The sequence below is a fragment of the Murdochiella vaginalis genome (genome assembly GCF_902381775.1).
Lineage (GTDB): Bacteria > Bacillota > Clostridia > Tissierellales > Peptoniphilaceae > Murdochiella > Murdochiella vaginalis.
Genome location: NZ_LR698969.1, coordinates 717,959 through 738,584, shown reverse-complemented (window position 1 = coordinate 738,584; position 20,626 = coordinate 717,959). Strand labels below are relative to the sequence as shown.

16 protein-coding genes are annotated in these 20,626 nt (G+C 50.4%); 3 read left to right on the top strand and 13 right to left on the bottom strand.

Features of this window, described 5'->3' with window-relative positions; translation table 11 throughout:
- Positions 1–7 precede the first annotated feature (7 nt).
- Positions 8–1,201 (bottom strand): acetate kinase, encoded by a 1,194-nt coding sequence (locus FXY30_RS03150; RefSeq protein WP_071705273.1) that lies wholly within the window; start codon positions 1,199–1,201, stop codon positions 8–10.
- A gap of 121 nt (positions 1,202–1,322) precedes the next feature.
- Complete coding sequence (locus FXY30_RS03145; protein ID WP_071705272.1) at positions 1,323–2,237, bottom strand: nucleotidyltransferase family protein; 915 nt, start codon at positions 2,235–2,237, stop codon at positions 1,323–1,325.
- A gap of 131 nt (positions 2,238–2,368) precedes the next feature.
- Here FXY30_RS03145 and FXY30_RS03140 point away from each other — a divergent pair, with 131 nt between their 5' ends.
- Complete coding sequence (locus FXY30_RS03140) at positions 2,369–3,547, top strand: AI-2E family transporter (protein WP_071705271.1); 1,179 nt, start codon at positions 2,369–2,371, stop codon at positions 3,545–3,547.
- A 59-nt stretch (positions 3,548–3,606) separates the two neighbouring features.
- Here the strand turns inward: FXY30_RS03140 and FXY30_RS03135 are convergent, their stop codons facing one another.
- From FXY30_RS03135 to FXY30_RS03110, 6 genes are all read right to left on the bottom strand, one after another.
- A complete protein-coding gene (locus FXY30_RS03135) occupies positions 3,607–4,083 on the bottom strand; it encodes a hypothetical protein (RefSeq protein WP_162272152.1) in 477 nt (158 codons plus the stop codon).
- Positions 4,084–4,348: 265 nt separating this feature from the next.
- Positions 4,349–5,632, bottom strand: a complete 1,284-nt coding sequence (locus FXY30_RS03130) for an ATP-binding protein (RefSeq protein WP_083428163.1) — start codon at positions 5,630–5,632, stop codon at positions 4,349–4,351.
- A 218-nt stretch (positions 5,633–5,850) separates the two neighbouring features.
- On the bottom strand, positions 5,851–6,582 hold the full coding sequence (locus tag FXY30_RS03125) for a sel1 repeat family protein (RefSeq protein WP_071705269.1): 732 nt from the start codon (positions 6,580–6,582) through the stop codon (positions 5,851–5,853).
- A gap of 97 nt (positions 6,583–6,679) precedes the next feature.
- Positions 6,680–8,512 carry a glutamine--fructose-6-phosphate transaminase (isomerizing) gene (gene glmS / locus FXY30_RS03120; RefSeq protein ID WP_071705268.1) on the bottom strand — a complete coding sequence of 611 codons (1,833 nt, stop codon included), beginning with the start codon at positions 8,510–8,512 and terminating at the stop codon, positions 6,680–6,682.
- 45 nt (positions 8,513–8,557) lie between these two features.
- A complete protein-coding gene (locus FXY30_RS03115) occupies positions 8,558–10,090 on the bottom strand; it encodes an ATP-binding cassette domain-containing protein (protein ID WP_083428162.1) in 1,533 nt (510 codons plus the stop codon).
- On the bottom strand, positions 10,023–11,114 hold the full coding sequence (locus FXY30_RS03110; protein ID WP_071705266.1) for an ABC transporter substrate-binding protein: 1,092 nt from the start codon (positions 11,112–11,114) through the stop codon (positions 10,023–10,025). The genes FXY30_RS03115 and FXY30_RS03110 overlap by 68 nt, the downstream gene beginning before the upstream one ends.
- 298 nt (positions 11,115–11,412) lie before the next feature.
- On the opposite strand from FXY30_RS03110, the gene FXY30_RS03105 reads away from it, so the two are divergent.
- Both FXY30_RS03105 and FXY30_RS03100 read left to right on the top strand, forming a co-directional pair.
- The gene (locus FXY30_RS03105; protein ID WP_071705265.1) at positions 11,413–11,685 is read left to right on the top strand and encodes a (2Fe-2S) ferredoxin domain-containing protein; all 273 of its coding nucleotides are present in this window, start codon (positions 11,413–11,415) and stop codon (positions 11,683–11,685) included.
- On the top strand, positions 11,682–13,187 hold the full coding sequence (locus tag FXY30_RS03100) for a 4Fe-4S dicluster domain-containing protein (RefSeq protein WP_071705264.1): 1,506 nt from the start codon (positions 11,682–11,684) through the stop codon (positions 13,185–13,187). The genes FXY30_RS03105 and FXY30_RS03100 overlap by 4 nt, the downstream gene beginning before the upstream one ends.
- Before the next feature lie 118 nt (positions 13,188–13,305).
- Here the strand turns inward: FXY30_RS03100 and FXY30_RS03095 are convergent, their stop codons facing one another.
- The 5 genes from FXY30_RS03095 to FXY30_RS03075 all read right to left on the bottom strand — a co-directional run bounded on the left by FXY30_RS03095 (position 13,306) and on the right by FXY30_RS03075 (position 20,625).
- Complete coding sequence (locus FXY30_RS03095; RefSeq protein ID WP_071705263.1) at positions 13,306–15,087, bottom strand: Na/Pi cotransporter family protein; 1,782 nt, start codon at positions 15,085–15,087, stop codon at positions 13,306–13,308.
- A 246-nt stretch (positions 15,088–15,333) separates the two neighbouring features.
- Entirely contained in the window at positions 15,334–16,419 is a 1,086-nt protein-coding gene (locus FXY30_RS03090; RefSeq protein WP_071705262.1) for an NAD(P)-dependent oxidoreductase, read from the bottom strand.
- 56 nt (positions 16,420–16,475) lie between these two features.
- Positions 16,476–17,828, bottom strand: a complete 1,353-nt coding sequence (locus FXY30_RS03085; RefSeq protein ID WP_071705261.1) for a sodium/glutamate symporter — start codon at positions 17,826–17,828, stop codon at positions 16,476–16,478.
- Between the two features lie 235 nt (positions 17,829–18,063).
- Entirely contained in the window at positions 18,064–20,028 is a 1,965-nt protein-coding gene (locus tag FXY30_RS03080; RefSeq protein WP_071705260.1) for a TRAP transporter permease, read from the bottom strand.
- A gap of 105 nt (positions 20,029–20,133) precedes the next feature.
- On the bottom strand, positions 20,134–20,625 hold the full coding sequence (locus FXY30_RS03075) for a DUF1850 domain-containing protein (protein WP_071705259.1): 492 nt from the start codon (positions 20,623–20,625) through the stop codon (positions 20,134–20,136).
- Position 20,626: the final 1 nt, after the last annotated feature.

Below are 20,626 nucleotides of genomic sequence, written 5' to 3'. Positions count from 1 at the left end.
TGTGTTTTTATCGAGACAGACGCATGGTGTCCCGTGCAATCATCAGTTCTTCGTTGGTCGGAATGACCCAGACCGCAATGGACGAGTCAGCGGCGGAAATTTTCTTTTCCTTGGGTTTGCGCTGACCATTGATTTCTTCATCCAGCTTGACGCCCATAATTTCCAAGCCTTTGCAGATGGCAGCGCGATCGTGTGCGCCGTTTTCGCCGATGCCTCCGGTAAAGGTGATGGCATCCACGCGACCGAGATCCGCCGCATAGCCGGCCACGGTTTCCCGCACCCGCGCATGGAACATGTCCAGTGCCAGGCGGGCACGTTCATTGCCCTCTTCCGCTGCGTTCTCCAGATCACGGAAGTCGCTGGAAACGCCGGAAACCCCGGCCACGCCGGATTGCTTGTTCAGAATGGCATCCACTTCTTCCGCCGACTTACCTAAGCGAGTCTGCAGGAAGGTCACAATGGCAGGGTCAATGTCGCCGCAGCGCGTTCCCATGGGTACACCGGCAAGCGGCGTCTGGCCCATCGAGGTGATGTAACTCTTTCCGTTTTTGACCGCCGTAACCGACGAACCGTTGCCCAGGTGGCAAGAGATGATGTTGAGCTTCTCCACGGGGATATGCAGCAATTCCGATGCGCGCAGCGTCACAAAATAATGGCTAGTTCCGTGGAATCCGTAACGGCGAATGCCGTGATCGGCGTAGAGGTCATACGGAAGAGCATACATGTAATTTTCCTTCGGCATGCTCTGATGAAACGCCGTATCAAACACCGCGACGTTCGGCTTTCCGGGAAGGGCTTCCTGTGCCGCTTTAATACCTTGCAGGTTGGCGGGATTATGCAAGGGGCTGAAGGGAATCACCTGCTCAATGGCCGCAATCACATCGTCATCCACCAGTGTGGACTCCGTGAAGTTTTCTCCGCCATGAACCACGCGATGGCCCACCGCATCAATTTCCTGCATATCCTTGATGACGCCATGTTTCGAATCCGTGAGGGCCTCGAACACAAGATGCACCGCTTTGTTGTGGTCGGAAATGGCCGTCTCATTCGTCCATTCCTCCTCGCCCACTTCCTGCACCAGGCGGGAGCCCTCAATGCCGATGCGCTCAACCAGTCCCTTCGCCATCACTTCTTCGTTATCCATGTTAAACAGTTGATATTTAAGCGATGAACTGCCGCAATTGATCACTAAAATTTTCATTCTCTTCTCCTCTGTTTTTTTTACCGCGACGAGTGCGCCGCAGGCAGGCTGTCTTTTTTTTGCCGAAATGAGCTTGCCGCAGGCGTGCCATTTACGTTTGCGACAGCTTTACCGCGAAATGTTACTTCCAAAGTGGGGACGGATACACCCCGCGATCCACCAACGCTTTAAAGCCAGCCATCACCGGTTCTTTGTCCTCATGATAGGTTACGCCCATCCAGGTATCATTCGTCGTTAAGACCTCAACAGACAATTTTCCCTCGGATAGTCCCGTTCCAACAGCCGTTGGCAACAGGGCTTCGGATTTCAACGGATTCTTCGGAACATCCTCGCGGAAAAAGCGCTCTAAATCCTTTTGTAAGAACGGCAGAAATGCGGGATGGAAGCCCCAGAAATTCATCGAAACGACATTCTCGCCAGCAAGGTGCTGCTCGTTGCCGTTTTCGTCGACAAAGCGTGCGCCGTCGCCTTCCTTGAAGAGTTTGGTGCGTTCCACGATTTGCACCAGCCTGCCGTTTTCGACTTCGCAAACACCGCGCGAAACCGAGCCGTGCTCGGTGAGCGTATTCTTGATCTTGAAGCCCACCATGGCATGATGGTTTTCTTTGATCTTGTCGGATGTCAGGAACGCATAAATTTTCTTGTAGGCTTCTTTTCCGTAGTAGTCATCCGCATTGATGACGGCGAACGGCGCATCAATAACATCCTTGGCGGCACAGATCGCATGCGTTGTTCCCCACGGCTTTTCGCGTCCTTCCGGAATGGTAAAGCCGTCGGGCACGTCCTCGAGGTCCTGATACACGATGTTAATTTCCAGATCTTTCGGCAAATGATTGGTCAGCACTTCATCAAATGCCTCGCGATTTTCCTCTTTAATGACAAAAATAAAACGCTCGAAGCCGGCCTCAACCGCATCAAAAATCGAGTAGTCGATGATGATTTCGCCCGTCGGGCCCAAAGGGTCGATCTGTTTCAATCCGCCGTAGCGTGATCCCATGCCGGCGGCAAGCACCAATAGTATCGGTTTGTTGTTCATGTTTCCCCCTTATGCTCCATTGTCCTTTGATTTTTCTACGCTTTTCATAATAGCACAAAATGGCAATTTAACGCAGACGAAAGCCTCGAAGCTATGGTAGAATGAAACAGTCAGGCAGAAAGGAAGTCGACATGAAGCTTACGCAGGAACAGAAAAAAATCGTCATCATCGGAATGCAGATTGCAGCCTTTGCCATTGCTTTGGCTTTCCTGTTTTTCAACGTACCCGTGCTTTGGAGTATGTTTTTAACCATTCTTGGCATGATTCAGCCTTTCCTCATCGGTCTGTCCATCGCCTTTGTTGTAAACATCCCGATGCGGCGCATCGAATCGCTCATCAGTCGTCTTCCCTTTGGACCGACCCTCACGCGTGCGCTTGCCATGCTACTCGCGTATGCCATCATTTTTGCGTTCGTATTTCTCACCTTCGCAGTCATCATTCCGAATGTCATTACGTCTATGCAGCTTTTCATTCGCGCCATTCCGGACGTATTGCGGGCGGCGCGTTCCTTTGTGCAAAACGCTGATTGGCTCGGGTCGTTGAAAGAAAGCATCAATGACGCCATCAATCAGGTGATTAATAATGTAAATAATCTAACTCTGCAGGAGTTCATTAATACGTATTTTAAGGGTGTGGATCTGCAGACGCTGATTTCACAGTTTGCACAGAATATCCTTACGCAACTCGGATCCGTGCTGAACATTACCATGTCGTCTCTGGTCTCTTTCATTTTTTCCATCTATGCCCTTCTCAGCAAGGAAAAATTGAGTCGTGCTGCGAAGCGCATTATCTACACCTTTCTCAGTGAGCGCCATGCCGATACCGTTATGTACGTCTCCTATACGGCATTTGACAGTTTCTATAATTTCTTTACGGGTCAGTTCCTGGAAGCCATCCTGCTTGGCACCATGAACTACGTGGGCATGAACTTGCTGGGTTTGGAATATTCGCTGATGATCTCGCTGATGGTGATGATGGGAGCCCTGATTCCGCTCGTCGGTGCCTTTTTGGCCGGCCTTCTTGGCGCCTTCATGTTGCTGACCATTTCGCCTTTGCATGCGGCGACCTATCTCGTCTATCTCATCTGCTTACAACAGCTGGAAGGCAATGTCATTTATCCGCGTGTTGTCGGCCAGCAAACGGGTCTTCCGGGCATTCTCGTACTTCTCGCCGTTCTTGTCGGCGCGGCCAGCTTCGGTTTTGTCGGCATGTTCCTCTTTGTGCCGCTGTTCTCTACCGTGCATACCATTTTGATGGATTACACCGATCGGCGCATTGCAGAAAAGCATTTGAATCTGGAGAGAAAGTAAAATAAAACAAAGCACCCGGCGAGAATACATCGGGTGCTTGCTTTATGCCTTTTACTGGATTATAAATCTTTAAAGAATAGGGGATCGTCCGGCTGACGAATCAAAGATGTCACAAAAGTATAGGAATCTGCGATTGGCTGAACCAAGTCTTGTTTAAAATGAAAACTGATATTAATCGAAAAGAGCTCCTCTACAGGAAACGGTGCGGTTGGATTTTTCAATGCAATCTCATACGTTCTGTTCCCATAGAACGTGATCTCCCTATTCTCTTCTTTGTCGACTAGACGAACTTGCGGTCCGCCTTCCGTGTTGATCGTACCGTCCACTTTACATTTCAGCGTGCCATTTGCCTGCTTTTTTGCGATCATACCGAGCATTTCGGGTTTAGGGACAGTCTCCACTTTGACCAGGAAATTTTTTCCTTCTTGATCATAATGCACTTCCAAGAGGTTTATTGTGGAGAGAACCGCTCTTGCTGACAACGTCATCATTTGCTCCGACTCTTGCTGTTTAGGTACGGAAGAGGACGCCGTCACAGCTTCTTCGAATGTCTCCTCCGACTTCGCCTCCGCAGAAGCAATCGCCTGCGATGTGTTGTCTTCATTCTGACGTTTTTCGGTTTTCGATAACAATCCTTTTGCAAGGAAAGCACCGACAAGAACGACTACGACGACGAGAAAAAGATACCGTATTGGAAATTTTTTTCACTCTTCATTCTTCTATCCGCCCCCTCTCTTCAAAAATTCTTTCTCTTTCTTTGTCTGAACGACATTCCCCAAAGATTGCTATCTTCCTCTTTTGTTATGGCTGTAACGAAGTAATCGGTACAACATAGACCCCCGTTTTGGGATCTTTGATTACCGCTTCGCCATGACCGACAAGAACGCATAAGTATGCCGGCTTTTTCTTGACATTCTCTTGAAAGCGACAAAGGCTTTCTATCGCCTCCTGCATGCTGCCATCGCTAAGCTTAATTTCAAAGGCGGCATAACGACCGTCTTTAAATTCAATAATCGCATCTACTTCATCGCCGGAAGTGTTATCCCGAAAATGATACAACCGCCCATCTAAATACTGGGCATAGATTCGCAAGTCTCTTTCCACCAAGGCTTCAAAAAGTAACCCGAAGGTTTCATGGTCATACAGTAATTTCTCTACCGTCAAGTGCAAACTTGCACAGCATAACGAGGGATCAACCAAGTGCCGCTTCGCTGTTTTCCCGACTCTTGCAGAGGATCGATAGTTGACGGAAAAAGCCTCCTGATTTGCGATAAGATAAAGGCTGTCTAAAACGCCCAAATAATCCGATAGCGTCGTTCTGCTTTCAATCAGTGTTTCCTGATTTTCGACTTCTTCAATATCTTTGATGAGTGTATTTATACCCGCAATGGTGGATTCATTTCGCGAAAGGGAACGAAGTAACATACGCATCTTCTCCGGACTTCTCTCTTTCGTTTGACGCTCATGCATGTCTGTTTCGAGAATTGCGGAAAGATAGCTTTCCGGAATGATCCCGATGTCTTCTTTCGCTACCGTTAAATTTTCCGGCCAGCCTCCACGAACAATGTAATGCGCCAATTCGTCCAGCTCAACCTTACGTACATAACCCTCTTTCAAGCGTCCTTCCAACATTTCAGAAAGGGAAGCTTCTCCCGTTGATTCTCCGGACTCATAAAGACTCATCGGTTCCATACGAAGCGAGGCAATCCTTCCGGTTCCGGAATGAAAAACCTCTTCTTCCCCCTCATCTGTATGCAGTGTCGTCGAACCGGTTAAAATAAATTTTCCTTTTCCATGGTCGCTATCGCATTCATGTCGTACAGCATCCCAAATCGACGGAACCACTTGCCATTCATCAATCAATTGCGGAAATTGTCCCGTGAAAATGTATTTTGGATCCACCTTTGCCAAATTGCGCTGGCTTTTTTCCGTCATATAGGTGACGCTTTGTGCATGATGTAGACCGGTCCACGTTTTTCCGCACCATTTCGGTCCTTCCAGACAGATAGCACCGAACACCCGCAAATATTTTTCGATCTTCTTATCGATTAAACGCGGAATGTAGTTTTCTTTTGTCAACGTCACGCGATCACCCCCTTTGTCATCAGCGTATCACTTCACTGGTCACTTTTCAATCGTTTTGCTGGTCACTTTTCAGTCGTTTAACTGGTCACTTTTCAGTCGTTTCACTGGTCACTTTTCAGTCGTTTCACTGGTCACTTTTCAATCGCTCTGCTTATTCAAACAAAAAGGCCGAAGCGTTGTATTGCTCCAGCCCTATCCTCATCGTTTTTTCGCTCTTCTTATTCCCGTTCATTCAGCAGTTCTAAAAACGCCACCATTTTCTGCGCTTCTTCCGCACGGGACGTTTGTTGCGCGAGCGCCTCTTTTGCCCACCGTTCGGCCTGCTTGAAATCCGTCGCCACACCACGACCCTCGATCAAATCATAGGCCACTTCCATCATCGCATTGGGATCGCCGTTGTCCGCACGCTTCATATCGGTTTGTACTTCCAGAGCGGTCATGAGCGGTGCAATAAAGGCGTCGACATCTTCCCCGAAAGGAGAAATGGCCACTTTTATAATGTCCAAGGCGCGTTCATCGGTCCATGTGGAAAAGTCCACCTCGGGCGAAGCCGGATCTGCCGACAGCAGCTGCTCGCACGCCGTCTGATAAATATGTTGCGTCATCCACAGCATATCGATCTGCTCTTCCGTCATATCATAATGCTCGGTTAAATGGGACAGTGCCCCGCGGATGCTCGGATCGCGTTCTAAGCCGGTATAGGGCTGGCGAAACACCAGATAGAAAAGCGCTCGAAAACCGAGGCTGGAAAGATCCGGGCCTTCTTCTCCCGGCAAAAGCTGCACATCTTTCGCGTCCTGTTCTTCTTTGAGAATGGAAAGAATGTAGTGCTCCGCCTCTTGGTCATCCATATCGTCCCCGATGGCACCGCTCAAAGCGCGACTCAGCACCGGCTGCACAGCGAGAACACAGGCATCATGGATTAATTGGGGAAAAGTATAGGTAATCAACGTTCGCTCCTTCTGTTCAGGGAATGCATGGAGGGATTCTTCTTTCGCTTCGACAGGCCCACCGCCGTAGTCCACCGACGCCTAATGCGTAGAAATCTTATTCAACCGTCACACTCTTGGCCAAGTTGCGCGGCTTATCGACATCCAGTCCGCGCAGCGTGGATTCATAATACGCCAAAAGCTGCATCGGCAAGACCGAGAGACTGTTCGCCCAAAGCGGATGAATGGCCGGAATAGTCATGACGTGACCGACATCCTCAAAGCCTTCCATGCCTTTCATGATAAGCGTGGTGACGTCTCCGCCGCGCGTCTTAACCTCCAACAGGTTGGAGCGCGTCTTTTCCATCAAGTCTGTCTGCGTGGCAATGCCGATCACGGGCGTACCCTCTTCAATGAGGCTGATGGTGCCGTGCTTCAGTTCTCCGGCAGCATACGCTTCGGAATGCAGATACGACACTTCTTTAAGCTTGAGGCTCGCTTCCAGACAGCCGGCATAATCCATGCCGCGACCGACAAAGAACATATGCTCTTTGTCCAAGAAACGCTCCGCCGCCTTACAATACGTTTTTTCTTCGCGCAAAATCGCATTCATTTTACGAGGAAGCGTCTTGAGTTCAGCGATCAGCTCCTGCGCCTTTTCTTCGGTGATGCGCTTGTGATGCAGTGCCAGATCCAGCGCGAAAAGATCCATAACCAACAGCTGACAACTGTATGCTTTTGTCGTAGCCACCGCAATCTCCGGGCCGGCCACCGTATAGATAACACGCTGTGCCTCACGGGCGATCGACGAACCGACCACATTGACGATGGCCAATGTGGAAGCACCCAGCTTCTGTGCCTCACGCAACGCCGCCAGCGAATCGGCGGTTTCCCCCGATTGCGAAATGATAATCACAAGATCCTTCTCGGACAGAATGGGATGACGATACCGAAATTCCGAGGCAATATCCGTTTCCACCGGAATGCGAGCAAGCGACTCCACCACGTACTTGGACACACAGGCCACGTGATACGCCGAACCGCAGGCCACAATATGGATACGGTTGAAGGAATCATAAAAATCGGGCGTCAGGTTTGCACCTTCAAAGCGAATCCAGCCGTTCAGGTCTACAAAATGGCGAAGCGCATTGGCGATCACCACCGGCTGCTCGTGAATCTCTTTCAACATGAAATGGGCATAGCCGCCCTTTTCCGCGGCCGCCACATCCCAATCAATGTGCTGTTTCGGCATGGTAATGATGTTTCCCTCGGCATCAAAAAACGTGATACCCGCACGGGTCAATTCGGCAATCTGATCATCTTCCATGTAATATACGTCACGGGTGTGTTTCAAAATGGCCGGCACGTCGGATGCCAAAAAGCTCGCGCCTTCTTTAACTCCCAAAATCATAGGCGAATTTTTGCGCATGACCCAAATCTCGCCCGGACGATCCTGAAAAAGAATCGCCAACGCATAGGAGCCGTGAATGTGCGCCTTAGCGGCTTTCAAGGCCTCCAAAGGATCCGCTTTTTCGCCGTAATAATAGTCGATGAGCTTGATGCAGACCTCGGTATCCGTCTCGGAATAGAAGGTATATCCCTTCTCGGTTAACTCTTTTTTGATTTCCTTGAAATTCTCAATAATGCCGTTATGCACTCCGACGACACGGTCATCGGCGGAATAGTGCGGATGGGCATTGATACGCGTGGATTCTCCGTGCGTTGCCCAACGCGTATGGCCGATGCCTTCCGTTCCCGAAGGCTTTTCCTCCGCGATACGCTTCTCCAAATTGACCAGACGGCCTTTCTCTTTCAGCACATCAAAAGTGCCGTCGGAATTTCGTACAGCGACGCCGGCCGAGTCATATCCGCGGTATTCCAATTTTTTCAATCCGTCCAGCAACACCTCGACGGCTGATTCTTTTCCAATATATCCTACAATGCCACACATAGTTTCCTCCTGAAAAAGGTGGTTAGCACCTTCGCTTGCATTTTATCATACTTGGCGAACGTCGTACCATAGGCGCCCATCATCGTTAAGATGCCAAACCGCCGTAGGGGCAAGCATCTGCTCAACAAGATCGTCTCCTTCCAGAACATGGTCACAGACGACAAGAGCTGAAAAGCCTTTGCTTCGCTTCACAATAGCATCCGCGGTTTTTTTGCGCAGCGCTTCATCCAAACCGACAAACGGCTCATCCAGCAAGAGCAGATCTCCCGGTGACAACAGAGCACGCAACAGCGCCAAGCGCCGTTTCATGCCGCCGGAAAGCGTGAAAACTACTTGATCCGCTACATCCAGAAGTGAAAGGGAAGAAAGTCCGTCCGCAATTGTCTCTTCATCGAGGCCGACAAAGCGCAGGTTTTCACGCACGCTGTGGCTTTCCAACAGACGGTTCTCCTGAAACAGGATATTGCAGCGCGGTTTGGTAAAGGTCGCATACAGTATGCTGCCCCCATCCGGCGTTTTTTCCGCAGCGATCACGCGCAAAAGTGTCGTTTTGCCGACACCGGACGGGCCGCTTAGGTGCACGCGATCCTGCGCAAAAAGCGTGGCTGTAATGTCCTGTAACACCGGCTTTTGCGAAAAGGAAACGGACACGTCCCGTAACTGCATAAGGGGCGTTTTTTCTTTCTGTGCGAAGGAGTTTCGGCTATGCTCGGCAAGCGGAGCCGTTTTTGTGCCTTCCAAATTCGGTTTCTGACGAATTGGATGAATCCGCATCAGGCGATGTGCCGCGCCATTCCACAGGAAAAGCACCAGCTTGGTGTTAAGCAAGCTGATCATGAGAATGACACCCGTCCAAGCAAAAAGGGCGGGCATGTCCAGCGTAATTTTGGATTGAAAGAGCGCCTCACCCACACTGTTTCCGGCAAGGGCTATCATTTCGGCCGCCACACCGCCCTTCCAAGCAAGACCCGAGGCGGTTTGAAAGGCGGCGCTCAGAAAGGGAAGGACGGAGGGCAACAGCACGCCGCGCAGGCGACGCGACAGCGGCACGCGAAACGTACGCGCCATTTCCAAAAGCGAAGCATCTACGGTCCGTCGTCCATCCAGAGCGTTTTGGTAAACCAATGGAGAAACGAGCACAAATACAATGAAAAGAGAGAGGTGCGCGGAAGGCAAAATAAACAGCGCAAAAACAACAAAAGAAGCGACCGGAATGGCTCGCATCACTTGCACGGGCAAAGCCATCAGCCGCGAAAGCATATCGTTTGTCGCGGCCAACCAGCCAAAAAGCACACCCGACACAGCGCCGAGAAAAAAGCCTCCCATCACATGCAGCTGCGAGCTTAAAAGGCGTGGAACAAACGTCGCATCACCGAGCAGGACGGCGAAAGCCGCCAGCGTTTGCGTCGGGGAAGGCAGAATGAGAGAGTTGCCGATACCCTTCGCCAAAAGAGCCCATGCAGCAAGCCAAAAGGCCCCGACAGCAATTCGTCGGATGACTTCGCGCATTCTACTGTTGCCCTTCCGGTAGGTAATAGAAATCATCCGCCGGCAAAGCGCCGCCAATCGCCTCTGCATTCTGTTTCTCCAGAACGCGTAGATAGCCGCTCAGCTTTTCTTTCATTTCTGCACCCGTAATGGAAACAAGGTTGGCGTGCGGTATGGCTTTCTGTGCGACGGCTTCCGGCACAATACCTAAGGCGCCGATCACTTTCGCTGCTGCCGCCGGATCCTGTTTCACCTGATCCACCGATTGTGAGATCGCCGAAAGCAACTGTGCAATCGCCTCGGGATGCTCCTTCACCACTTCTCGTCTTGCAATCAACACCCCCATCACCAGTGCAGAAGGCGCCTCCCCGCCTTTTTGCGCTTCGTCCCAGGCAGCGGTAAGATCTACGGCCCGATGAAGATCGGCAATTTTCGCCTCGGCGGAAGAAACAAAGGGTTCCGGCAATAACGCTAACGCGTCCTTATCTTCCGCTAGGGCCGCCACCACCTCGGCATGTTCGCTCTTCCATTCCACTCGAACATCCTCCCAGGCAAGGCCATTGGCTTGCAGAAGATAGTGCAGCGCATATTCCGGCGTCGCGCCTTTTCCGGATGCCAGCAACGTTTTTCCCTTCAGATCGGCGATCGACTGCACTCTTTCTCCCCGTCCGACAAGATACAGCACCCCAAGCGTATTAATATTGAGCACTTGAATGTCACCTTTTGTCTTGGCGTAGAGAACGGCGGCCAGATTGGACGGCACCGCGGCCACATCCAGCTCTTTTTTCGCCAGAAGCGGAATGAGCTCTTCGGGAGAACCCAAAATGCGATACTGCAGTGCATTTTCTTTGGCATCCGCCGCGGCAAAGACATAGGCCATCCCCATCGATGTGGGGCCTTTCAGTGCGCCGATGCGAAGCGGCGTTTGGTCTTTCTTTTCTGCCTGGGAGGAGGTTTCGGAAGAGAACGTTTCCGTTACACTTTCCTCTTCCCTGCTGTTTGCCGTTCCCTTATCTTTCGGTGCCCCGCAAGCACTCAGTAATAACACAAGGGCAAGCAAGACCGCTACAAAACCGCTTGCTCGTCTCCACCTTTTTTCATTTCCGTTTTTCATGTTTTCTCCTTTTCTATTTCTTCCTCACCTGTCAAGAATGTGTTGCGAACGCATTCAAAATCGACGCTCGCAATGGCCTCTCGCAGGGGAAGGGTATTTCCGGTTCTTATTGTAGCAGTTTTTTCGTGCTGCCGGCGACTGTCGTTTTTATGCGCGCTGTGATAACATATTCCCAAAGAATATCGTCCATCCCGCCTACCGATTACACCGTTTATTTTTTTTGTGGGAAAACGTCTCGGTAAGGTCATTCCTGGCAGTTCGTTGCAAAACGAGCGCACCCTATCGTCGAGGAGGAACAATGAAGGTTAAAATTTGTACCGGCACACGCTGTATTTTTTACGGTGCCGACAACATCATGGACAACGTGATTGATTTGAAAGAGAGTCTGTCGGAATATCCGATCCGTGAAGGGGCAGATTTTGATATTGAGCTTTGCTCTTGTGACGGCACCTGCAAAACATCCGAAAAACGGATCGCTCCCGTCGTGACGATTGATGATGAGAAAATACTCAAAGCGACCAGTCCGCAAGTGATGGAGCGTATTTTGGACGGTTTACAGGAGGAAGAATGAAGTACAGTTACGTTGACGTCATCCGGCTACGACGCATGGCCTTTGCCAGCATCGCCCGCATGGCCTATAACGATGAGGATCTGAAGAATCTTTATAATGAAACCTTCAGGGCGCTTCCCGGCGAGGTTGCGCATTTCCGAGAGAATATCTTCCGTGAACGTGCCGTGTATGGCGAACGTCTGCGCATGGCGCTGGGACTTGATGCCCGCGCGGCGGATGTCACGGGTTCCATTACGGAGGGAATCGAAACGGTCGATGTGGATACGCGGGTGCATCATCCACCGCTGGTTTCCGTCATTAAGATCGCCTGTGAAGCGTGTCCGGAACGCCATATTTTCATTTCCGACAACTGCCGGAAATGCCTGGCGCATCCCTGTGAAAATGCGTGCCCGAAGAATGCCATCTCTCCGGGAAAAACGAAAATGCTCATTGACCAGGATAAGTGCATCAAATGTAAAAAATGTATCAAAGAATGCCCCTATAATGCCGTTTTGGAGACGGGACGTCCCTGTGCGGAAGCCTGCGGCGTGAAGGCCATCGGTTCGGATTACCTCGGCCGCGCGGAAATTGACGACGAAAAATGCGTCAGCTGCGGAGCATGCATCGCTTCCTGCCCGTTTGGCGCCATTGCGGATAAATCGCAGATCTATCAGGTCATCAAGGCCATGAAAAAAGATGCGCCGGTATATGGCATTATTGCGCCGTCGTTTACGGGCCAATTCGGTTCGCTCACCAGCCCTGCGCAAGTGCGGGAAGCCATTCGCCAATTAGGCTTTGCGGATGTCGTCGAAGTCGGCCTGGGCGCGGATCTAACGACCATGAATGAGGCAAAAGAGTTTTTACACAGCGTGCCGGACGAACAACCCTTTATGGGAACCAGCTGCTGCTATTCCTGGAAGCTGATGGTGCGCAAAAACTTCCCGCAACTGGATGCCTATATTTCCGATACCTCGACGCCGATGATGTATACGGCACAACAGATTAAAAAAGCGCATCCCGGCTGCATCGTCGTATTTATCGGCCCCTGTCTATCCAAGAAATTGGAAGGTTTACAACCTGCCGTGCACGATCAGGTCGATTTTGTCATTACCTTTGAAGAGCTCATGGGCATGTTTGTGGCCAAAGAAATCGAGCCTTCCTCGATTGAAACCGATGAGGTGTTTCATGACGCGTCCAAAACAGGACGCGGTTATGCGGTGGGCGGCGGTGTCGCTAAAGCGGTTGTCGCCCGCGCCAAGGAAATCGATCCGGATCGCGAAATTGAGGTGGAAGCTGTGGAAGGCTTGGCGAATTGCGTCATGCTGATGCGCATGGCGAAAGCCGGACGGAAAAATGGCATGCTGTTGGAAGGAATGGCCTGTGAAGCCGGTTGCATCGGCGGCCCGGGCGTGGTTGTTCCACGGCATCGCGCGCGCAAGGCCAATGCACAGTTCTCGGCCGAGTCAGCCTTCGAGTCGCCCTGGGATAATACAAATATTCCGCAGGAAGACAAGCCGGTGTAATAGCGGCAATTAGACAAAATAAAAAGCCGTTCCCGACCCCTTTGCATGGACGAGAAATCGATCGATTTTCTGTCGATCGAAGCAAGAGGATAGGGAGCGGCTTTTCTTTGGTTTGCACTTAGCGGTCTGAAGCGGCCGGTAACTGATACTTATCGCAATATGCTTCAAAGGTTGCACGGAACGCATCGCTTGTCTTATCGATATGCGACTGGTACTCATGGGCAAGATATTTTTGCGTCGTATATTGAATGACGCTGATGCCGATGTTCGAACAATGATCGGCAATGCGCTCTAAGCTGTTAAACATTTCAATGATAATCGGTCCGTTGACGGCGCTGCACGATCCATTCTGCAAGCGGGCAATGTGACGGCGGGAAAGCGTCTGGTTGATATCGTCGATGCACTCCTCCAGTGGCTCAATTTGAATGGCCTTCTCGTACGAGAGGCTTTCCAGCGCATAATAGCTGTTTTGTACAATCTCTTTCACGGCATCGGAGTAGATCTTCAACTCGCGCATCGCCAATCGCGAAAACTTTTGCGGCGATTCCACGCTTCGCAGCACCTGATCCGCCAAATTAATGCCATAGTCGCTCACGCGCTCAATATCGTTCACCGAATACATAAGCACCGTCAACTTATGCGCATCCGTATCAGAAAGAGAGGCCTTCGAAATGCGCACACTATAGTCCTGCAGCGCATCTTCATAGCGATCCACCTGCCGCTCCATCCATTCAATTTTCTCATGCCGCTCGGGTGTATACCCCTGCATCAATTGCGCCGTCTCTTCAAATTCCTGACTGGTCAGCTTCATCATTTGACACAGCACGGTATAGGCCTGCTGCACAGCAAAGTCCGGCCGATCCAGAAGGCGCGGTTCCAAAAGACGCAGATCCTGCTCGATGGCATCCATCTCCACCGGCGCTTTTTTGTCCACAATCAATTTCTGTGACAGCTTTACCAGCTGCCCTGCAAAAGGATAGAGTACCACCGTTGTCCCGATATTAAAGGTGGTATGAATGATCGCAATATTCACGGCATTCACTGTATCGTTGAGAAATGTATAGTGTAGAAATGCATTGCCCAGATAGAACACACAAAGAAACAGTCCGGTTCCGATGACGTTAAAAATCAAGTGAATAATGGCCGCGCGCTTGGCGTTGACTTCTGCTCCGATACTCGACAGCAGAGCCGTAACACAGGTGCCGATGTTCTGTCCCATGATGACGGGAATGGCCGTGCCAAAGGTAATGGCTCCGGTGGAGGAAAGTGCCTGTAGAATACCTGTAAAGGCGGAAGAAGATTGAATCAGCGCGGTAATGCCGATACCCAGTAGCAGCCCGAGAATCGGGTTGGAAAAGAGCGAGACCACTTCAAAAAATTCGGTAGAACTTTGCAAAGGCGTCATAGCCCGCATCATGGTTTCCATGCCGAACATCAACACAGCAAAGCCCAGAAAAACACTGGCCTTGCCCTTTTTCGTTTCGTTTTTGGCGGTAAAAAGAATGATCACGCCGATCATAGCCAGAATGGGCGAAAAGGAACTCGGTTTGAGCATCTGAATCAAAAAGCTTTCGCCGTTGAGACCGCTCAAGCTAAGAATCCAGGCCGTCATGGTCGTTCCGATGTTCGCACCCATAATGATGGAAACCGCCTGCATCAGCTTTAATACGCCGGAGTTTACCAGCGCGACTACCATGACGGTCGTAGCGGACGAGGATTGAATCACAGCCGTTACGGCTGCGCCGAGCAACACGCCTTTAAACTTGGTGGATACCAGTCTTTTCAACAGGCTTTCCATTTTTCCACCGGAAACGACGTTTAATCCGTCGCCCAATATCGACATGCCGTAGAGCAGCATGCTCAAGCCGCCCAACAATTCTAAGTAATCAAATAGCGTCATGGTCTCGTTGTTCCTCTCGTGATTCCTGTCGACTGTTCGGGATGAATTGGTTCGGGCGGCCGCCTTTCGGTCAAACCCACTTTTCTATTGTACATGAAGTGAACAAAAAGTTCTCTGAAACTTATCATTTTTTTAACTTTCGACAAGCGATTCCGAATAAAAAATAGCGAGAGGGGCGTTTGCCCGATCTCGCTATTTCTTCCATTCCGTATGATACAAACGGTCTGATTTGTTGCGTTTTGTGCCTTAGCTTTCGTAATACGGCAACTGCTCTCTGAACGTTCCCTTCCCCTCGTTGAAGAAGAAGGCGACGTGGGCCATGGCTTCTTTTGCCTTATCCACGGCGGCAACATCGGAGTTAAAGCCCTGATGGGGCTGTACGTATACGTTGGCCTCGCGGTTGAGCGCACGATGAATCAATGTCAAGGCAGCGTCAATATCCGGATCATCCGACTTGGTTTCGCCATTGCGCAAAGCCTGCGTAATGCGCTCTTCATAACTGAACACATCGGTACCGAAGCCTATGATCTGCCCCTTTTCCATGCCTTCTAAAACCACATGTTCCGGCATGATTTCTCCTCGGGTGACATTGATGAGGATGATTCCCTTTTTCGCTTTGGAGAGCGTCTCTTGATCAAAGTAGTTGACGTTATAGAAACGGCTTTCTTTGGATTTGGTCAAATTCATGACGTTAAGGATCACGTCGGAATTTTTAATGGCGGTCTCTTTGTCGACAAAGTGGAAGTCCTTATATGCGTCAAGGCCTTTCAGTTCTTCGGCGCGTACGTCAACAGCCTGAACGGTCAGCCCGTTTTGTACTAACATCCGATAGGTTTCCGCGCCGATGTTTCCTACACCGAACACCGTGGCAACCATATCCGGCCCCAGCTCATGGAATGAGTGCGTCTTATTGCGTTCGAAGAGCAGCGTGTTTTTGGAATACTCATTCAGATAGCCTGCTGCAGCATACAAAAACTTGATTGCTGTTTGTGCGACAGCCTTCACGCAGTACACGCGCAAGCTGGCGATGTTCAGTTTGTTCTGAAGATGCTCAAAATGATCATAGCCGGCGCTTCGCGTAATGACGCTCTTCTTCGGTTCGCTGTTCACCCACTCCTCCGGTAATACCGAATGCGTTTTGGTGGTGACGATGTTGGGAAGGTCTTTTCCGCTCAAATTCTCCTGCTTGAGATACTCTTGTAGCGTTAACGGCGTAATCACCGAAGAGAAGTCTTTTTTCAGTTTTCCCTCCGCAACCAAGCGGTCCGTCTCTTCTTGTAAGTGCTCCGCTTCTTCTCCAAGAGCTTCAAAATGCATGATATCGTACTTCATCAATCCTCCTTTCTACAAAACCCCTGCAAAAGTTTTGTAGGCAAATGGTAGCGAACTTATTTCTTCTGGCCTCCCTGCATTTTGCCCGGAGTCCACCATTTTAACGCCAAGGCGATAACGGTCAATACGATGAAGCCGAGCCACATTACGCCTGTCATCGCATACACGCTGGAGAGCGTGCTCATACAAATTGCCGGCGGAAGCACCTGAAGAGCAATGGCAATCGGACGATTCAGAAGGTCGGTGATGCCGGTGTCTTCCAAGCCACGCGATTTCGCATCCGGGTCGACAACACGGTTCAAGAGAACGCCCGTCGCGACGACGCCATTGGAACGGCCATAGTTCATAATGCCGCGCTCAAACCAGTCTCTCTCAGAAGAATACTTGCTGACCCAGAGGAACCATAAGATGTTGATGATGATACCGATGACGAAGGTGATCATCAACGGACCAGCGTACGATGCAATCGTGCTTAATTTCAACGAAGCAACCGCCGAGCAAACCAGAAAGTCTGTCGAGGTTCCGCTGATACGCTGCAGCGTGCTGCGGTCAACGTATTTGTCCGCTTTGGTTGCACGCAGGAAGAACTGTGCCACATAACCGACGGCCAAAGCCAGTACGAAAACCGGAATCGATAAGCCAGGAACGGCTTTTGCAATCACTCCGGACAGTCTCTTCGCAACAAAGGTGACGAAGATCGCGATGCCGACGTGGAAAGCTAACGAATCAAGGGACATGTTGTTGATCGTCCCCTTGGTCGAGGGTTTCTGATTTTCCGGAGCGATTAAACCGGTACGCATATCGGCAGGAAGCTGTTTCGGCGAAGCAACATAATTGGTATATCCTTTTCGCGTGCCCCAGTTGATGAGTGCCATACCAAAGATAATACCAACAACAATACCAACCGTTGCGGAGGCATTGCCTAGGTCGAAGAATTCCGGATAACCCAGATCTTTAAACGCAGAACCGACAGCAGCAGCAGTTCCGTGACCACCGTAGAAGCCGGTTGCATAAATCAAGCCGAAGCTGTTATGCAGGTCTGGCCAAAACTTATTCAAAACAAATAATGACAGGGCCATACCAATCGCATATTGAAAAATTAAAATACCTGTGTTCTGATAGAAAAATCCACCAACGCCTTTAAGCTCTTTTTTCGATAACGGCTTATCTCCAATCGGCGTGCAACCAAAGACAACAGCAATCAGAATGCCTGCGTAGCCGCTCAAGCTTTTTGAGAACGGTAAAACGTTCGCCCCGCTCGGCCCTAGTGCCAAGCCGATAAAGCCGCCAATTAAGGAAGCCGGCAAAAGCAGAGATTGGAATAATTTCACTTTTGCACGTAAGAATTGCCCGATCAGCATCAATGCGCCTAATAGGGCAACGTCAGTTACGACATCCCATAGTGTCATAGTTTACTCCTTCCATTGTAAAAACGAGTGACGATCAACAATGATTCTTCTTGCAGGGGTCCTGTTTTTGTGTCTTACAGGACATGTTTTCCCTTGCTGTTCGCTACCATCCTAGTATAACATCTCGAAATCCTTTTCATCAAGTATGTGAAAAACGAAAGCGGAATCGTCGAAAAACTGACGATCCCGCTTTTTGTGTTTTTAGGAACAAAAGAACGTGGTAAAAACGCTTTCTTTAGGCTGTTGCCTGCTCCTTTTGCTTCTTTCCATTGAGATACTGCAACGCCAGTACGGTACCAACCAACGCCACACCGGCGATATCGGTGACGATGCCCGGATAAATAAGGAGTAGTCCGCCAATGACGGAAAGCACCCGCTGCCAAATCGGCATCTTGGTGTAAACAAAACCGGCAAGACCGGCCGATACACCGAAGAGTCCGATGATCGATGTGATAACGATCAGAATAATATCAACCAGCTGTGTATCGATAAAGAGCAAGGCCGGACTCATCACAAAGATATACGGCACGATAAAGGCTGCAATGGCCAGACGCGTCGCGGTTAATGCCGTCTTCATCGGATTGGAGCGGGCAATTGCACTGCCGGCGTATGCAGCAAGTGCAACCGGCGGCGTGATGTCGGCGATGATGCCGAAGTAGAAAACGAACATATTGGCAGCAATCGCGTTGACGCCCATGCCGGAAACCAGAATCGGTGCGCAGGTTGTCGCCATAATTATGTAGTTCGCAGTAGTTGGAACACCCATGCCGAGGACGATGCAAGTGACCATGGTCAGCATTAACGCGATGATAAGCTTTCCGTTGGCCAAGCCGACAATGGCGGAAATCAGCACCTGACCAAGACCTGTCATGGTGACAACACCGGCGATGATACCGGCAACGCCACAGGCGATGGCTACAGAGATGGTATTTTTCGTTCCATTTTCCAGCACATTGACAAAGCCCATCGGCGTCATGCGCGTCTCTTTACGGAACATACTGACCACAATGGCCACGAGCGTAGCGATAACGGCCGAACGAGCCATTGTAAAGCCATTCATGACCATCCATACGAGGATGATTAATGGCAACAGCAGGTAACCTTGTTTGAGAACCAGTTTCCCGAAATGCGGAAGGTCTTCTTTTTTCAAGCCCATAAGGCCGGTGCGAAGCGCTTCCAGATGAACGGCAATGAAGATCCCGAGAAAGTACAGGAGCGCCGGAAGAATCGCCTTTACCGCGATTTCCGCATAGGGAACGCCAACCATTTCCGACATGAGGAAGGCGGCCGCGCCCATGATCGGCGGCATGATCTGTCCGCCGGTAGAGGCCGACGCTTCCACGGCGCCCGCAAACTCACTGCGGTAACCGGTCTTCTTCATCAACGGAATGGTAACGGATCCGGTTGTCACGGTGTTGGCTACGGAGGAACCGGAAACCATGCCGCAAAGAGCGGAGGAGATAACGGCGACCTTTGCCGGACCGCCTTTGGACGCACCGGCTACGGAGTTAGCGACCTGAATAAAGAAGTCGGATATGCCCGTGCCTTCGAGAAACGCACCAAAGATGATGAAAAGCACAATGTAGGTGGAGCAAACACCAATCGGGGTGCCAATGACGCCTGTCGTAGTGTAGAACAGGTTGTAAATAATGACGCGCAACGCTTTGCCCTGTGCAAACGAGTAAATGACAAAGAAGCCGGCGACAAAGAGAATTGGCAGACCTACAACGCGTCGGCAGGCTTCCGCTAAAATAATAATGCCGATGATGCCCAGAATAATTTCGGTCTGGTGAATACGAGTCGCCTGATCGATGATTCCCTTGAAATTGACAATGAAATAGAAAAAGCTGCCCGCTCCTAAGAGCATCAAAATAATGTCATAAAATGGCATATGGTTGACACGCGAAGTATCCCCTTTTCGCAAGGGGTACATCACGAAGGCAAACACGATGATGGTGCCGAGAAACATACAACGGCGAATGCGTTCATCCCAGTTAGCAAATAAGTTCAGCCAGATCATGAAAAGGGCAAAAGCCGCCATCGTAAATTTAATAATCATGGCCGGCGTTCCGGTCCAGATGCGGGTGTTGGATTCGCGATCATACTTTTTCATGATCTCTTCCACGTCCGCCATCGTACCGGTACCGGTATCTTCTACCTCAGGCGCCGGATCAGACGTTTTTTTGATTTCGTCCGTCATTGCCATCTCCTTTCTGTTGTGTCCACAGACATTCGTTTTAAGGAAATAACGTTTTCCTTATGCTGACGGAGTATTTCCGTCTTCCCCCTTCTCAGGCTGTCCCTTCTATTTTTTTTCGTAAGTAAAAACAACCGTCGCATTTCGTCCGCACAGATTTCGCAAGCTGATCTCTTTTCCTCCGACCGCTAGGACATGGTCGGAAACGGTGCCGACGATGTAAGACAGATGTTTCATTTCCGTATGGATATTGGAGATGACGATTTCCCCGTTTTTTCCGGTGGAGAGCGTTTCTCCTTTATTTAATTCTGTTTCTACCCCTGCGCCGAACTCCGCGAAACGCGTCTCTTCGGCGTAAATTTTACCATCTTCAATGCGGTACATATCGGTGTACGGTTTTTGATTGACCGAATGAATAAAGGTGACACAAAACGTGTCTCCTTCCGACATCGGGTAACGAGCGAACACGTCACCCGTCTTTCCGCTCCGCAGGACCAGCTCATGCCCTGCGGAAGCGAAAAACCCGACGAGAAGGAAGGTAACGGCAGCGATAAGCGCGAGAGCCGCCACCCAAAAAACCGTTTTATGACGTGGTGTCATA